The sequence below is a fragment of the Trinickia camelliae genome (assembly GCF_053525655.1).
Genome location: NZ_JBCHAA010000011.1, coordinates 22932 through 37594, shown reverse-complemented (window position 1 = coordinate 37594; position 14663 = coordinate 22932). Strand labels below are relative to the sequence as shown.

Here is a 14663-nt window from a genome sequence, read left to right as displayed (position 1 = left end):
CGACGGCGATGAACCACGACGAAGTGGAGCAACAACTGTGCATCAGCATGCTGGGCACGACGGCGATGCTGTTCGAAGCGCCGGGCGCGCTCGATCTGCCCGCGCAACGGCGCATCTGGTCGCTCGCGCGCGAAGTCGCCGCATGGCCGGGCGTGCGTGAAGCCGTGCCCGGCGTCACCAACCTGATGCTGACATTCGTTCGTCCGCCCGCCGACCCGGATGCGCTTGCCGACGCATTGCGCGACGCGTGGGCGGCGGCCGGCGAACTGCGGATCGAAGGCAAGGTGGTCGAGCTGCCGGTCGCGTATGGCGGCGAGTTCGGGCCGCATCTGCAGGACGTCGTCGATCACACGGGGCTGTCCGTCGACGAGGTCGTCGAGCGGCACTGCGCGCCGCTGTATACCGTGTATGCGCTGGGCAGCCACCCGGGGTACTGCTATCTGGGCGGGATGGACCCGCGCATCGCCACGCCGCGCCGCAAGGTGCCGGTGCTGGGCCTGCCGGGCGGCGCGGTGTCGATCGGCGGCGTGCAGACGGGGGTGTCGGCGTCCGCCGGGCCGAGCGGCTGGAATACGATCGGCCATACGTCGATGGCGTTCTTCGATCCGTCGCGCGACGAGCCGGCAACGCTCGCGCCGGGCGACATGATCCGCTTTTGCATCGAGAGGGTAGTGCGATGATCGAAGTGCTGTCTTCGGCCGCGCTGGCCACGGTGCAGGATCACGGCCGCGAAGGGTATCTGCGCTACGGCGTGGGCACGGCGGGCGCGATGGACCGGCTCGCGCTCGCGGTCGGCAACTTGCTGCTCGGCAATCCCGATGACGCGGCGGGCATCGAAATTCCGGTGTTTCCGTTTCGTATCCGCTTTCTCGAGGATCTGGATTTTGCGCTCACGGGCGCTGATTGCGCGGCGCGGCTCGGCGACAAGCCCGTGCTGCCGTGGTGGACGACGCACGCGAAGAAGGGCGACGTGCTGACGGTCGGCGTGCCGGCCAACGGCACGCGCTGCTACCTGTCGCTCGCGGGCGGCGTGGACGTGCCCGTCGTGCTCGGCTCGCGCAGCACCCAGTTGCGCGGTCAGTTCGGCGGTTTCGAAGGGCGTCAGCTGCAGAAGGGCGATGTGGTGAAGGCGGCCGGTCTTGCCGGCAGGCCCGGACCCGATGCGATGGCGCAGGGGCAGGGCGCGGGTTTCGGCACGGTGCCGCCCGAGCACGCGTTGCCGGCTCCGCCGTGCACGCCGTCCGCGCAATCGGACGAGACCGTGGTGCGCGTGCTGCCCGCGGCCGAATACGACTGCTACCAGCCGGAATCGATCGACGCGTTCTGGCGCGAAGGATGGAAGGTTACGCCGCAAAGCGACCGGTATGGCTATCGTCTCGCCGGGCCGGCGCTCGAACCCGTGCGCCCCATCGAAAAGCGCTCGCATGGCATCGTGCCCGGCGTGATCCAGGTGCCGTACAGCGGCCAGCCGATCATCCAGCTGCGCGACGCGCAGCCGTCCGGCGGCTATCCGAAGATCGGCACGGTGATCGAGGCGGACCTCTGGCGGCTCGCGCAGGCCCGCATCGGGACGAAGATCCGCTTCGTGCAGACGTCGTACCACGAAGCGGTTGCGGCGCTCGAAGAACTCGATGCGTATCTGCTGCGGGTCCGCAATCTGATTGGCCTGGTTCGTTCCTCGAGACACTGATACATGACACAAAAACCGGAAGTGGACCTCGGGGAGCTGCGGCAGATCACATCGTGGTTGGCGGCCAGGGATATCGGCTTCATCGAGGTCAGCAGAGCAGGCACGACGGTGCGGCTGAAGCTGGATACCCGCCGTGGCGGTGACGATGCGTCGCTGCCGTTGCCGACGCAACGCGCACTAGACGGCCGCGCGGGCGGTGCGCAACCGGCACGCGCTGATGCCGTCAGCGTGGTGGCCGACACCGTGGGGACATTTGTCGTGACGCATCCGGCGCGCCAGGCGCCGTTCGTCGAAGTTGGCGCGCGTGTCGTGCAGGGCGAGGTGATCGGGCTGCTGCAGATAGCGCAGCTGTACTTGCCGGTGGTTGCGCCGGGAGCGGGCGTGGTGAAGCAGCGGTTCGTCGCGCATGGCGAGACCGTGGGCTACGGCACACCGCTGTTCGAGATTTCACCGGCGCCCTGAGCACGTCGATCAATGGCATCCGGACGGCAGCGGCTTGCACCTCATTGCGCCGCGCCGGACGGATCGAAGAACGGAGAGTCGATGATGGAAATAGATCTCAACGCTGACCTGGGAGAAGGCTTCGGACCTTACCGGATGGGTGAGGACGAAGCGATGCTCGATGTCGTTTCGTCCGCGAATGTCGCGTGCGGTTTTCACGCGGGCGATCCGGTCATCATGAACAAGACCGTGCGTCTTGCACTCGCGCGCGGAATCGAAGTGGGCGCGCATGTCGGTTTTCCCGATCTGCTCGGCTTCGGCCGCCGTCCGATCGAGGCCGATCCGCTCGAACTGGCGAACTACGTGGTGTACCAGATGGGCGCGCTTGCGGGCATCGCGAAGGCGGCGGGGCATCGCGTCACGCACATGAGCTTTCATGGCGCGCTCGGCAACATGGCGGCGGCCTCTTACGCGCTGGCCGAGCCGCTGGTGAGAGCCGTGGCGGAATTCGACCGCGATCTGATCATCAGCGTGTCCACCCATACCGAGATCGAACGCGCGGCGGACCGCATCGGCATGCGCACGGCCAACACGTTTCTTGCCGACCGCGCGTACGACGATCAGGGCGCGCTCGTGTCGCGCAAGCTCGAAGGCGCGGTGATCAAGGACCGCGCGGCGGTGTTGGCGCGCGTGAAGGCGCTGCTCGAGGACGGCACGATCACGACCATCACCGGCAACAGGCTCAAGGTCGCCGTGCAATCGATCCTGCTGCACGGCGACACGCCGGGCGCGGTCGACCTTGCGCGCGCGGTGCGTGGCGCGATTGAAGCGGCGGGTGGCCGCGTGGTGCCGGTCTCGAAGCTGGCGCGCTAGCCTGCAGCTTTTTATAGCGGGCGTCGCCGGGCCATAAGCGAGCCTTATCGTGACAAAGCCATTCCGTCTTTGCCGCGCGTTTTCGCGTCATCTACATTTCCAACAGACGTATCGCAGGTGTCGTGATGCGATACACAGCGTTCTAGACAGAGGTCATCAATGCCGTTTTCAGACTACAAGACCGCGCTCGTGACGGGCGCTTCCACCGGAATGGGGGCCGCGATCGTCGAGCGATTCTGCCGCGAAGGGCTCGAAGTGCATGCGCTTGCGCGCAGCGCGGAGCGCCTGAACGAACTCGCGAAGCGCACCGGCTGCATTGCGCACGCGATCGACGTCAGCGATCTGCCGGCCGTGACGAAGCTCACGCAGGAGGTGCCGTTCGATATCGTCGTCAACAACGCCGGCGTATCGCGCAAAGGCTCGATACTGGACGCGGGCATCGAGGACATCGACGTGCAGGTGGAAGTGAACCTGCAGGCGGTCCTGCATATCGTCCGGCTCACGATGCCGGGTATGGTCGCGCGCGATCGCGGTCACATCGTCAACATCAGCTCGATTGCCGCGATCTACAACTTCAACGGCAATTCGATCTATCACGCCACCAAGGCCGCGATTCATGCGCTGTCGCGTCAGCTGCGCGTCGATGCGACCGGCAGGCGCGTGCGGGTGACCGAGATCTGCCCGGGCCGCGTGGCGACCGACATCTTCGGTCACGTGCACGGCAACATCGAAGAGGCGCGCAAGACGTTCATCGAGGGCTTCGAGCTGCCCACGCCCGAAGACATCGCGGATGCGATCGCCTTTGCGATCGCCGCGCCGCTCGCGGTGAACATCAGCAACATGGAAATCCTGCCCACGCTGCAGGTGCCGGGCGGTCTCACGACGATCAAACGTGAGCCGGGTGACAACGAAGCGTAGGCGCAAAGCCCCAGACAAGGAGAGTGTTCATGCGTGCACCGGTACTCGTTACCCGGGCTTCTTTCCCGGATGTCGTCGATCGCCTGCGTGTGGACTTCGACGTCACCGACAATCCGGACGACACGATCTGGACGCAGCCCGAACTGATCGCCCGGTTGCAGGGCAAGGTCGGCGCAATGACGGCGGGCAGCGACCGGATCGATGCGACGCTGCTCGATGCCTGTCCGCAGCTGAAGGCCGTGTGCAACATCGGCGTCGGCTACAACAACATCGACGTGGAGGCGTGCACGGCGCGTGGCGTCATCGTGACCAATACGCCGGACGTGCTCACCGACACCACAGCCGATTTCGGCTTCGCGCTGATGATGGCCACGGCGCGGCGGATCAGCGAGTCCGAGCACTATCTGCGCGGCGGCCTATGGACGAAGACGGGGCGCTACGACATGTTCGTCGGCGGCGATATTCACGGCTCGACGCTCGGCATTCTCGGCATGGGACGCATCGGGCGCGCGATCGCGCGGCGCGGCGCATTCGGCTTCGACATGCGCGTGATCTATCACAACCGGTCGCAGCTCGCGCCGGAGCTGGAAGAAGGTTGCCGCGCGCACTACGTCGACAAGGAGACGCTGTTGCGCGAGTCCGACCATCTGATCGTGGTGGTGCCATATTCGGCCAGCTCGCATCATGCGATCGGCGCGGGCGAGCTCAAGCAGATGAAGTCGTCGGCCACGCTGACGAATATCGCGCGAGGCGGTGTGGTGGACGACGCGGCGCTCGCCGTCGCGCTGAACGAAGGCAGCATCGCGGCGGCCGGCTTGGATGTATTCGAAGGCGAGCCGCAAGTGTGTCCGGCGCTGCTCGCTCAGAAGAACGTGGTGCTGACGCCGCATATCGGCAGCGCATCGGTTGCGACGCGGCGCGCGATGGCCTCGCTTTGCGCGGACAACCTGATCGCTGCGCTCGGCTGCGGTCCGGCGGCGGGCAAACCGCCTACGCCCGTGAATCCGCAGGTGCTGGGTTCGCGCGCTACGGCGGCAAGCGCGATCGGCGCCGCGTGAAGCAACGGCATTGAGAGACGAACCGCGTTTTCCCCATCATTCCCGAAACTTATTGCACCAGATAAAAGGCGTCTGCAACGGCTTTTTTTCGCGGGCTAGTATCGATTCAACCCTGTAGCAGATAGCAGCGCAGGATGACGCGCGGCGCTGCCGCACGCCGAACGGGCCGGGGCGTGGCCCGGGTCTGAATCACTGGGATGGGCATCATGAAACTTCACTTCGACTTGGCGACCGTGCTGCAAGGCGACAATGGAGCGCTGTTCCTCCATGGCGTGGAACTCACGCTCGCGATGGCCGCGTCAGCCTGGGTGCTTTCGCTGATGGTGGGCATCCTTCTGACCTTGATACGCATGACCAACGCGCGCCCGGCGACCGCCTTCGTCGCCACGTTCGTCGCGTATCACCGCAACGTGCCGATGCTGGTGCAGATCCTGTTCTGGTACTTCGGCATCTCGAACATCCTGCCCGATCAGGTGCAGGCCATCCTGAACCACTACAACGGCCAGTTCATCTTCGCGGTGATCGCGATCGGCCTGTGCAGCGGAGCCTATCTGTCGGAGGATATCCGCAGCGGCCTGCGGGCCATCCCCTATGGACAGTACGAAGCATCGCGCGCGCTGGGTCTGAATTTCCTTTCCGGCATGCGTCACGTCGTGCTGCCGCAGGCGCTGCGCAACGCTATCCCGCCGATGGTCAACCACGCCGTGCTGCTCTTCAAGAACACCAGTCTCGCGATGGCGATCGGCGCGGCGGAACTCACCTATGTGACGCGTCAGATCGAGAACGAGACCTTCCTGTCGTTCGAATCGTACTTCGTCGCGACGGCGGTCTACCTCGGCCTCTCACTCGTCATCATGTTCTGCGGTGCAAGAATCGCGGCGCACTTCCGGATCCCAGGAGTCAAGTGATCATGTTCGAAATCCTGCGAGAGAACTGGACGCTGCTGCTGATCGGGCAGTACCCGCACGGGCCGCTGGGCGGCATCGTCCTGACGATCCTGCTGTCGCTGTCGGCGCTCGTGATCGCGTTTCCGCTGGGCATTCTGGTGGCGCTCGCGCGCATCAGTCCGTTCAAGGTGCTGCGCGCGCCCGCGACCGGGCTCGTCTATCTGGTGCGCGGCGTGCCGCTGTTGATGGTGATCTTCTGGGTGTACTTCCTCGTGCCCGTACTGACCGGCTATCCGGTTACCGGGTTCGTGACGATGCTGTGCGCGCTGGTGGTGTACGACTCCGCGTACCTCGGTGAAATCATCCGCGCCGGGATCGAGGGACTGCCGCGCGGCCAGACGGAAGCGTCGCGCGCACTCGGCCTCAGCTATTTGAAGACGATGCGCGCCGTGATTCTGCCGCAGGCGCTCTACAACGTGGTGCCGAGCATGCTCACGCAGTTCGTCTCGACGATCAAGGAGACGTCGCTCGGCTACATCATCAACGTTCAGGAGATTTCGTTCGCGGCGGACCAGATCAACAACCGCCTGCTGACGAAGCCGTTTCCCGTCTACCTGATTCTTGCACTGAGCTATTTCGCGCTGTGCTATGCGTTGACGCAGTTCGCACAGCATCTGGAGCGGCGTGTGACCCGCAAGCGGGCCGGCATGTCTGCCGCGAACACGAAGGCGAGTGTCGTCGCGCTGGCCGAACCGCTGCCTGGCAAGAACTAGGCGCCCACTCACGTCGAGGTATGTCGCATGATCAAGTTTTCCAGCGTCAACAAATGGTACGGCGAGTATCACGCTCTCGTGGACGTGAATGCCGAAGTGCGCAAAGGCGAAGTCGTCGTCGTATGTGGTCCTTCCGGGTCCGGCAAGTCGACGTTGATCCGCACGGTCAACCGGCTCGAGGAAATCAACCGCGGCCGGATCTTCTTCGACGGACAGGACATTCACGACCGGAAGCTGCGTCTGAACACCTTTCGCAGCCGCATTGGCTTCGTGTTCCAGCAGTTCAACCTGTTCCCGCATCTGTCGGTGCTCGACAACATCACGCTTTCGCCGATGCGCGTGAATGGTCTCAAGCGCGCGGAAGCGGAGCGGAAGGCACTGGACCTGCTATCGCGCGTGGGACTGTCGAGCAAGGCGAAATCGTATCCGGCTCAACTGTCGGGCGGCCAGCAGCAGCGTGTCGCGATCGCTCGGGCGCTGGCGATGGATCCGCCCGCGATGCTGTTCGACGAGCCCACCAGCGCGCTCGACCCCGAAATGGTCGGGGAAGTGCTGAACGTCATGAAGAGCCTCGCGCAGGAGGGGATGACGATGATGTGCGTCACGCACGAAATGGGTTTTGCACGCGAGGTGGCAGACCGCGTGTGGTTCATGGATGCGGGCCAGATTCTCGAGGCGGCGGAGCCCGAAGAGTTCTTCTCGCGTCCGAAGCATGCGCGTGCGCAGCGCTTTCTGTCGGATCTTCGCACGCACTAGGCGAGGTTGGCGTCGCGCTGACGAAGCGAGTCCACACCGTTCGATCAACGGGTTGAATTGCTCTATATAACGATGAGGAGTCTGGCAATGCAGGTAACGAAGATTTGCACCGCGATGTTGATCGTGTGCGGCGCTGCCGCAGTAATCGCTCCGGCTTACGCCGATCAGTTGGCCGACGTGAAGAGCCATGGGGAACTGTCCTGCGGCGTGTACTCGAACGTCGAACCGTTTTCGTATCCGAATGCGCAGACGCGCCAGCTCGAGGGCATGGACGTCGACCTGTGCAATGCGATTGCGAAACAGCTTGGCGTGAAGGCGACGCTCGAGCCGCTCGCCGTCGAGGCCCGGATTCCGCAACTGAAGCTGGGGCGCGTCGACATTGTCGTGGCGAACCTCGCGTACACGAAGACGCGCGCGACGCAGATCGATTTCAGCAACGCCTACTATTCGACGAAGGAAGTGCTGGTCGTGAAGAAAGTCGATGCGAACAAGAAGCTCGCGGATTTCGCCGGACAGAAGATCAGTGCCGCGGACGGATCGACGTCCGCGCAGTCGATTCCGATCTCGATCAAGGATGGTCAAGCGGTCACGTTCCATGACACCAGCTCGGCGTTCCTCGCATTGGAGCAGAACAAGGTGAAGGGCTTCGTCACCAATCAGATGACGGCGACGAAGATTGCGAAACAGGTCGAAGGGACTGATGGAGCCGTAGCCATCGCGTCCGAGCCGATGCTGATCGAACCGATTGCGGTGGGCCTGAGGCAGAACGAGCCGGCCATGCTCGGCGCCGTCAACAAGGCGCTGCTGGCGATGGAGCAAAGCGGCGAGATGAACAGCATCTTCAACAAGTGGCTCGGGCCGAAGACGCCGTACGGTATCACTCGGACCGACAAGGTCACGCCGATCAACGAGCTCAAGTTCACGCCGGTGTCGTGATCCGGCAATAAGACTGGACTAGATGAAAGAGGAGTCGAAGTGGAAAGCAATCTGCAGTTGTTCAGTCTTGCCGGTCGCCGTGCGCTTATTACGGGATCGAGCACGGGAATCGGCTTTGCGCTTGCCCGAGGGCTGGCGGGGGCGGGGGCCGAAGTCATCTTGAACGGGCGCAACGAGGCGCGCCTGGCCGCCGCTGTCGAACGCCTGCGCGGCGAAGGCGCAACGGCGCACGCGGCAGGTTTCGACGTGACGTCGCCGGACGAAGTCGGAACCGCAATCGCGGGCATCGAACGGGACATCGGCGCGCTCGACATCCTCGTCAACAACGCCGGCATGCAGCGCCGCGCGCCGCTGGAGCAGTTCTCCCACGATCAATGGCACGAACTGATGAAAACCAACGTCGATAGCGTGTTTCTGGTCGGGCAAGCTGTCGCGCGGCACATGATCGAACGCAAGCGCGGCAAGATCATCAATATCTGCTCGGTGCAGAGCGAACTCGGTCGTCCCAACATCGCGGCCTATACCGCGAGCAAAGGGGCCGTGAAGATGCTGACCAAAGGCATGGCGATCGACTGGGGGCAGCACGGCATTCAAGTGAACGGATTGGGCCCGGGCTACTTCAAGACCGAGTTGACCGAGGCGCTGGTGAAGGACGAGAAATTCAGCGACTGGCTGATCGGCCGCACGCCGTCGCGTCGTTGGGGTGATGTCGAGGATCTGGTCGGCGCCGCGGTGTTCCTCGCGAGTGAGGCATCGAGTTTTGTGAATGGGCACGTTCTGTATGTGGATGGAGGTGTCACAGCGACGCTTTAGGTAAGCGTTCGGCAGGGTCGCGCTATATGGCAGCGGGACGTGTACCGCTAGCTGTGATAATTCGCGCTCATCGCGGCTCGGTGAGCACCCCACAGCCCGGGCAAACGCCGTGCTGAACGCACTCGAAGACTGGAAGCCGACGGCAAAGGCGATTTCGCTGATGCTGCACGTTCCGCGGCGCAGTTCATCCTTGGCGAGGGCCATTCGCCAATGCTGCAGGTACTCGATCGGTCCTGTTCCAACGATCTGACGAAACCGAGCGGCTAGCGTGGAGCGCGAGACATTACATAGCTGGGCGAGACCGGAGACGGTCCAGTCACGCGCCGCATCTCCATACATTGCCGATAACGCACGCGCTGTTACAGGGTCGGCAAGACCTGCCAGCAGACCCGTATGCTCCCGGTTGACCCGCAGCGCCGGATTTCGAAGTATCTCCACCAGGATCAGCTCCATTAGGCGCGCGGTGACGAACTCGCTGCCAGGTCCCTGTTGCAGAGACTCCGTCTCATTCATTTTTAACAGAGAACGCACGCGCCACGAGGACGTGTCGCCAGCTGCGACGTGAACCAGTGCCGGAAGCAAACCCGTCAACAACGCCTCGTTCGCTGTATCGAATACAAATTTGCCGCCATGAATGGTCACTGGAGAACCGGTGCCCTCACCGAGCTTCAGCTTTGTATCCCTTGTGGTCGCGACTAGCGTCTCGCTATCAGCAGGCTCGACGGACGGGTCCGAAGTGAGCGCGAACGGCGTATCGGTACGAATCAGAACGAAGTCGTCGGGCTGCAGATGCACGGGCGCAACATGCGGGCGTGTCAGCTGGCACTCGCCCCGCTCCACCCAGCAAAACAGCAATTCGTCTCTCTTGCGAAACGACACGCCCCAGCGGCCGACGCCATCAGTGCGGCCCCATAGCGTAACCCGCGGCCGAAGCAGACGAATGAGATCAAGAAATGGAGCCATGCGGTATTGGACGAGAGATAAATACTTTCGGAGTTACGGTCATCGACAGTGCAAAGGCTACCACCTATCCTAGAAGCCAGGTGGAGGCGTCAGACCGAGCGTTTCACCAAAACCGCTAAACCTCAGTGCGAACAATTAATAAAGGACTACAAATGAACCAAGACACAATCGAACAGCTTTGGAAATCCTACCTGGACGCCTACGCCGACATCGCAGTAGCTGACCGAGAACGCCTGCTCAGGCAAAGCGTGACAGATGACATCGTGTTTTCGAGCCCGGCCCTGGAGGACCAAGGATTCGCCAATCTGGTCGAGCACACTAGCCACTTCCAACAGCGGTTCCCAGGAGCGTACTTTAAGCCGCATCGGCTTCTTTTCCACCACGGCCAGCTCTTAGCGGACGTGGGGTTATGCAACAAAGAAGGGGGGGAGTTCAGAAGCGCTCAGATATTCGCTCGCTTCAATGAGCAAGGGCGCTTGACCCATGTGACCGGCTTCTTCTAGAGACTGCAATGCCGAAGAAATGAACGACGAGGCATCGCGCGACTCACTAATTCATGATGATGTCCTCTGGTCAATGGCGCTGCCGGTCGGGTGCGCGAGGTTTGCACTTTAGTTATTCGTAGGGTGCAAGGTAGACGTGCGTTACGCTACGCGAGTTGCAGCGTCGCCGCCGTTGGTGTGGTGTCGCTCCGCGATGCAGGGCTTCTTCGGCTGCGCAAGGAGTACGGCCAGCGCCGCTCCCGCCGAGGCGATGGACAACGCGACCAGCATGGCGGACGTTCCGCCAAACGACTGCTGAATCGCTCCGCCGATGACAGGACCGAGAATGGCGCCAAGACGGCCGATCCCCAATTCCATGCCGACTGCCGTCGCGCGCATGCCGGTCTCGTAGGACGCGGCCGTGAAGTTATTCAGGACAAACTGGCCACCGATGATGAAAAAGCCCGCCGCGGCGCTGCCGAGTAAGTTGACTAAGTGCTGATGAAAGAGAATCAGCATCGCGATCGACACGGCTCCGCCGAGCCACCACAGACAGAGCCAGAATCGCGCAGAGCCGCAACGGTCGACTAGACGGGCGCACACGAGTCCACCGACGAACGACATCACTTGCATGAGCGCGCCGAATGCGAAGCTGGCGGCGAAGTTTTCGCCGCGAAGCTGCATGAGCGTGGGAATCCAGGCCGACAGTCCGAAGATGCAGAAAAGACTCAGAAAGCTCGTGGTCCAGATGGAAAGCGAAAGCTGACGATACGACTTGCCGAGGAGAACCGCGACCGGCACGCCGATCGACGATGGCACGGGTGCCAGCTCTACGGCTTGATAGTGGTTCGCGCGTTCGGGCCTGAGTTTTTGCAGTAGCGACTTTACTTCGGCCGTACGCCCGCGCAGTAGGGAGAATTTGGGCGACTCCGGTAGGTAGCAGTGGACGAGCGGCAGCAGAAAGACAGAAAGGGACCCGACCCAATACAGACCGCGCCAGCCGATGAGCGGCGTCAGGTACACCCCAACGATCCCGGCCGCGGCGCCCCCAATAGCCCAGCCAAGGGCGACGCCCCATAGCGAATACGTGTTGGCGACGTGGCGGGGGGCCAGCTCGTTGATGTATGTCGTCGACAGCGGAAGGAGTACCCCAAGACCTAATCCGGTCAAGATACGCAGTAAGCAGAACGAGCCGAACGAATGGGCGAGCAGGGCGGTGAGGAGCGAGAATATCGTCGTGATCCAGAGCCCGGCAAGGAGTGTGACGCGCCGGCCGATACGATCCGCGATGGCGCCGTGCAGCGCTGCACCGAAGAGGAAGCCGATCAGTCCGCTCGATACGAGCATGCCAGCCTGTTGCAGCGTCAAATTCCAGGGTCCGCGGACGTAATGAAGGACATACGCCGGGTTGAAGGTGTCGTACCCGTCGAACAGGGTAAGAAGGGCGAGGAGTATGCCGAGCCGCACGTGTACGGCGCCCACCGGCGCGTGCGCGAGCTCGTCTTGCGCATCGATCATATTCGGTTGCATGGTGTCTCGCTCCGTGACTGGCCTGAGCCGGCGGTCCGTCATGGCAGCGGGACGGCCGGTCAGGCTTCATTCGTCTATTGCAACAAAATTCTTTCACGCCTCAAGTTTGAAGAGACGCGCTGCGTTAGTCCGGCCGATCTTGACCCGGTCGTTTTCGCTGATTGCCGCGGAGTCGAACCAGCGGGCCGCATGGTCGACGTTCTCGAACGGCCAATCTGTCGAGAAAAGGATGCGGTCCGCCCCAATTTCCAACATGGCGTCGATGAGCGTCTGAGTCCGGAAATTGCCGGAGGTCGTCAGCCAGAAATTGGCGCGAAAGTATTCGGCAATGCCCTTTTTCGCGGGATAGTTTGGCGGAGTCTCAACCCACGCGTTGCGATTGTCGATGCGCCACATGCTGTAAGGCAGGCCTTCACCCATGTGCCCGAGGACGATTTTCAAATGCGGGAATTCGTCGAACAGGCCCGATCCCATGAGGCGCAGCGCATGCACCGCGGTTTCCTGACCGAAGGCCCAGGTTGGTCCAAGTAGCCACGGATGGCCTTCGTAAATGCGCGCGTGCGCCGACAAAGGGTTGCGCGGATGCAGATAGAACGGGACGTCGAGCGTCTGAACCGTTGCCCAGAAGGGGCGATACTGAGGCAGATCGTAGTACAGCATGCCGGGCTCTCCCTCGACCTGGGAGAATCCGTTGACGAGAGCGCCCACGAATCCCAGCTCCTTGACGCAACGTTCGAGTTCACGGGCGGCGCGCTCGGGGTCCTGCATCGGAAGCGCCGCAAAACCGCGAAAGCGGTCCGGCCGTTTTGCGATCTGCTGAGCCAGAAAGTCGTTGGCGCGCGTCGCCAATTCACAGGCGGCTCGGGTATCCGAAATCGCCTGAACAGTGGGCGCGTTGAGCGACAGTATCATCAACTCAATGCCGTTTTCGTCCATTTCGCGAATGCGACGTTCATGGATGTCCAGTAAGCGATGCTTTAATTCTGGCCAGTATGTTGCGGGGACGAAGCCCGCTGAGTCCTGCACGGTTTCCTCGATGGCAAAGTGCTCCTCGAGGGCAATCTTGCGTCGCGTAGTGAATGACATTGGCTTCCCCATAACATTCAATATTGACCCTTGGGTTCAAGGCCGAGCTCCAGTTGACCGTACATGGTGCCAACGGTATCCCAGTTCATGCTGATGTGGCGGCCCACCGCATTGGCGTCGCGCCAGGCGCGTTGAACCGGATGGGACAAGTCGAGCCCCTGACCGCCCGTCGATGCGTTGAGTGCTTCCGTCGCGCGGATGGCCAGGGAAACGGCAAACGCCTGGCCTCGACGACTCGTAATCCGTTCCGCGACGGAAATCTGTTGCCCCTGGTTCACCGTGGCTTCCCGCTCCTGCAGATCGGCGAGCAAGACCTTCTTCGCTGCATCGCAACTGGCGGCGGCTTCAGCGACGCGAAGCTGGATGGTTGGAAACTCCGCCATCCTGTTTTGTGCGCCGGCTACGGCTCCGCGAGTCACGCGCCGGCTGGTGCGTTCGAGATAGTCCTCGAGCGCGCCATAAGCCGCGCCGACCGCCACCGAGGCGAGGCAGGACGGAATGACGCTGAGCATGGGGATGGAAAAGCCCGGTTGATGCCGATGGAGAGCGGCGCCGGGGGTCTGTCCACTCGTCGTTTCCGAGAACAGGAGTACGCGATGCGCGGGCACGAACACCTTGTCGAGAACGAGTGTCTTGCTTCCGGTTCCGGCGAGGCCCACGACATGCCACGTGTCGTCGATGACGTAATCCGTGGCGGGCACGAGAAGGAAAGCCGGCCCCGCTGCCGGCCGGTCACTCGTCGACGGGAGCACTGCCGCACACAATGCCCACTGTGCGCAGTCACAACCGCTCGCGAAACTCCAGCGGCCGCTGATGACGTAACCATCCGCAACGGCCTCCGCTTGGCATACCGGGGCATAGGAGCCGCAAACGAGCGCATCGGGATTGCTGTCCCACACGTCGTGTTGCGCTTGTCCCGGGAAGCTCGCGACGAGCCACTGGTGGGCGGCAAGCAGGCCGGCAACCCAGGCCGTTGAGGCGCACCATTTGGCCAGATCGATATTCAGGTCGACGAGTGTCGAAAAGTCGAATTCGTACCCTCCAAACTCGTGCGGTCGCAGAATGTCGAAGTACCCGGCCTCGCGTAGCGCCTCAATGCTCTCTGCAGGGACACGGCGATCGGCCTCGACCCGCGACGCACGCGATAGCAATGTGCCGCGCAAAGTCGCAATGCGTGAGCGGAGTTCGCTGACACTCGGCGCAGATGGTTGAGGGGCATTCGTAGCTTCAGTCTGTCTTTCGACAACAATCATGACATCTCCTCCATGGACTCGGGTCTGAAAGCAGCGGTATATCTGGAAATTGCGGCGTTACCGGGTGAGATAAAAGTTCGCCGGCTTTTAGGCGGCGCGCATTGTCGGTCGTTCCGGACTCGGCGGGAATACGCGCCACGCGCCGTCTTGGTGACGAAAGAAGAACAGCGCAACGGGACCTGTCGCCGTCAAGGTCTCGACGCA

General features: G+C 62.6%; 15 protein-coding genes and 1 pseudogene. 12 read left to right on the top strand and 4 right to left on the bottom strand.

Features of this window, described 5'->3' with window-relative positions; all coding sequences use genetic code 11:
• The first annotated feature begins 8 nt into the window (after positions 1 to 8).
• From pxpB to AAHK20_RS18755, 11 genes are all read left to right on the top strand, one after another.
• Positions 9 to 680, top strand: a complete 672-nt coding sequence (gene pxpB, locus AAHK20_RS18805; protein ID WP_449183192.1) for a 5-oxoprolinase subunit PxpB — start codon at positions 9 to 11, stop codon at positions 678 to 680.
• The gene (locus AAHK20_RS18800; protein ID WP_449183017.1) at positions 677 to 1690 is read left to right on the top strand and encodes a 5-oxoprolinase subunit C family protein; all 1014 of its coding nucleotides are present in this window, start codon (positions 677 to 679) and stop codon (positions 1688 to 1690) included. Before pxpB ends, AAHK20_RS18800 begins: the two co-directional genes overlap by 4 nt.
• 3 nt (positions 1691 to 1693) lie before the next feature.
• Entirely contained in the window at positions 1694 to 2152 is a 459-nt protein-coding gene (locus AAHK20_RS18795) for an acetyl-CoA carboxylase biotin carboxyl carrier protein (protein WP_449183016.1), read from the top strand.
• A gap of 84 nt (positions 2153 to 2236) precedes the next feature.
• Positions 2237 to 3004, top strand: coding sequence for a LamB/YcsF family protein (locus AAHK20_RS18790; RefSeq protein WP_449183191.1), 768 nt, complete (start codon positions 2237 to 2239; stop codon positions 3002 to 3004).
• Positions 3005 to 3163: 159 nt separating this feature from the next.
• Complete coding sequence (locus tag AAHK20_RS18785; RefSeq protein WP_449183015.1) at positions 3164 to 3922, top strand: SDR family oxidoreductase; 759 nt, start codon at positions 3164 to 3166, stop codon at positions 3920 to 3922.
• 29 nt (positions 3923 to 3951) lie between these two features.
• Entirely contained in the window at positions 3952 to 4980 is a 1029-nt protein-coding gene (locus AAHK20_RS18780; RefSeq protein ID WP_449183014.1) for a 2-hydroxyacid dehydrogenase, read from the top strand.
• A gap of 206 nt (positions 4981 to 5186) precedes the next feature.
• A complete protein-coding gene (locus tag AAHK20_RS18775) occupies positions 5187 to 5888 on the top strand; it encodes an amino acid ABC transporter permease (RefSeq protein ID WP_449183013.1) in 702 nt (233 codons plus the stop codon).
• Between the two features lie 2 nt (positions 5889 to 5890).
• On the top strand, positions 5891 to 6640 hold the full coding sequence (locus tag AAHK20_RS18770; RefSeq protein ID WP_449183012.1) for an amino acid ABC transporter permease: 750 nt from the start codon (positions 5891 to 5893) through the stop codon (positions 6638 to 6640).
• A 27-nt stretch (positions 6641 to 6667) separates the two neighbouring features.
• Positions 6668 to 7396: an amino acid ABC transporter ATP-binding protein gene (locus tag AAHK20_RS18765; RefSeq protein ID WP_449183011.1), complete on the top strand. Its 729-nt coding sequence runs from the start codon at positions 6668 to 6670 to the stop codon at positions 7394 to 7396.
• 87 nt (positions 7397 to 7483) lie between these two features.
• Positions 7484 to 8332: a transporter substrate-binding domain-containing protein gene (locus tag AAHK20_RS18760; RefSeq protein ID WP_449183010.1), complete on the top strand. Its 849-nt coding sequence runs from the start codon at positions 7484 to 7486 to the stop codon at positions 8330 to 8332.
• 39 nt (positions 8333 to 8371) lie between these two features.
• Positions 8372 to 9145 (top strand): glucose 1-dehydrogenase, encoded by a 774-nt coding sequence (locus tag AAHK20_RS18755; RefSeq protein WP_449183009.1) that lies wholly within the window; start codon positions 8372 to 8374, stop codon positions 9143 to 9145.
• Positions 9146 to 9229: 84 nt separating this feature from the next.
• Here the strand turns inward: AAHK20_RS18755 and AAHK20_RS18750 are convergent.
• Positions 9230 to 10108: pseudogene (locus AAHK20_RS18750) on the bottom strand (AraC family transcriptional regulator); the annotation flags it as partial.
• A gap of 152 nt (positions 10109 to 10260) precedes the next feature.
• Here AAHK20_RS18750 and AAHK20_RS18745 point away from each other — a divergent pair.
• Positions 10261 to 10611: a hypothetical protein gene (locus tag AAHK20_RS18745; protein WP_449183008.1), complete on the top strand. Its 351-nt coding sequence runs from the start codon at positions 10261 to 10263 to the stop codon at positions 10609 to 10611.
• A 141-nt stretch (positions 10612 to 10752) separates the two neighbouring features.
• Here AAHK20_RS18745 and AAHK20_RS18740 read toward each other — a convergent pair whose 3' ends face one another.
• The 3 genes from AAHK20_RS18740 to AAHK20_RS18730 all read right to left on the bottom strand — a co-directional run bounded on the left by AAHK20_RS18740 (position 10753) and on the right by AAHK20_RS18730 (position 14459).
• Positions 10753 to 12120: an MFS transporter gene (locus AAHK20_RS18740; protein ID WP_449183007.1), complete on the bottom strand. Its 1368-nt coding sequence runs from the start codon at positions 12118 to 12120 to the stop codon at positions 10753 to 10755.
• Between the two features lie 93 nt (positions 12121 to 12213).
• Positions 12214 to 13206, bottom strand: a complete 993-nt coding sequence (locus tag AAHK20_RS18735; RefSeq protein WP_449183006.1) for an amidohydrolase family protein — start codon at positions 13204 to 13206, stop codon at positions 12214 to 12216.
• 17 nt (positions 13207 to 13223) lie between these two features.
• On the bottom strand, positions 13224 to 14459 hold the full coding sequence (locus AAHK20_RS18730) for an acyl-CoA dehydrogenase family protein (RefSeq protein WP_449183005.1): 1236 nt from the start codon (positions 14457 to 14459) through the stop codon (positions 13224 to 13226).
• Between the last annotated feature and the right edge of the window lie 204 nt (positions 14460 to 14663).

Bases quoted from the DNA above. Each gene is read 5' to 3' on its own strand.
- pxpB (WP_449183192.1), top strand. From the start codon at position 9: ATGAACCACGACGAAGTGGAGCAACAACTGTGCATCAGCATGCTGGGC.
- AAHK20_RS18800 (WP_449183017.1), top strand. From the start codon at position 677: ATGATCGAAGTGCTGTCTTCGGCCGCGCTGGCCACGGTGCAGGATCAC.
- AAHK20_RS18795 (WP_449183016.1), top strand. From the start codon at position 1,694: ATGACACAAAAACCGGAAGTGGACCTCGGGGAGCTGCGGCAGATCACA.
- AAHK20_RS18790 (WP_449183191.1), top strand. From the start codon at position 2,237: ATGGAAATAGATCTCAACGCTGACCTGGGAGAAGGCTTCGGACCTTAC.
- AAHK20_RS18785 (WP_449183015.1), top strand. From the start codon at position 3,164: ATGCCGTTTTCAGACTACAAGACCGCGCTCGTGACGGGCGCTTCCACC.
- AAHK20_RS18780 (WP_449183014.1), top strand. From the start codon at position 3,952: ATGCGTGCACCGGTACTCGTTACCCGGGCTTCTTTCCCGGATGTCGTC.
- AAHK20_RS18775 (WP_449183013.1), top strand. From the start codon at position 5,187: ATGAAACTTCACTTCGACTTGGCGACCGTGCTGCAAGGCGACAATGGA.
- AAHK20_RS18770 (WP_449183012.1), top strand. From the start codon at position 5,891: ATGTTCGAAATCCTGCGAGAGAACTGGACGCTGCTGCTGATCGGGCAG.
- AAHK20_RS18765 (WP_449183011.1), top strand. From the start codon at position 6,668: ATGATCAAGTTTTCCAGCGTCAACAAATGGTACGGCGAGTATCACGCT.
- AAHK20_RS18760 (WP_449183010.1), top strand. From the start codon at position 7,484: ATGCAGGTAACGAAGATTTGCACCGCGATGTTGATCGTGTGCGGCGCT.
- AAHK20_RS18745 (WP_449183008.1), top strand. From the start codon at position 10,261: ATGAACCAAGACACAATCGAACAGCTTTGGAAATCCTACCTGGACGCC.
- AAHK20_RS18740 (WP_449183007.1), bottom strand. From the start codon at position 12,120: ATGCAACCGAATATGATCGATGCGCAAGACGAGCTCGCGCACGCGCCG.
- AAHK20_RS18735 (WP_449183006.1), bottom strand. From the start codon at position 13,206: ATGTCATTCACTACGCGACGCAAGATTGCCCTCGAGGAGCACTTTGCC.
- AAHK20_RS18730 (WP_449183005.1), bottom strand. From the start codon at position 14,459: ATGATTGTTGTCGAAAGACAGACTGAAGCTACGAATGCCCCTCAACCA.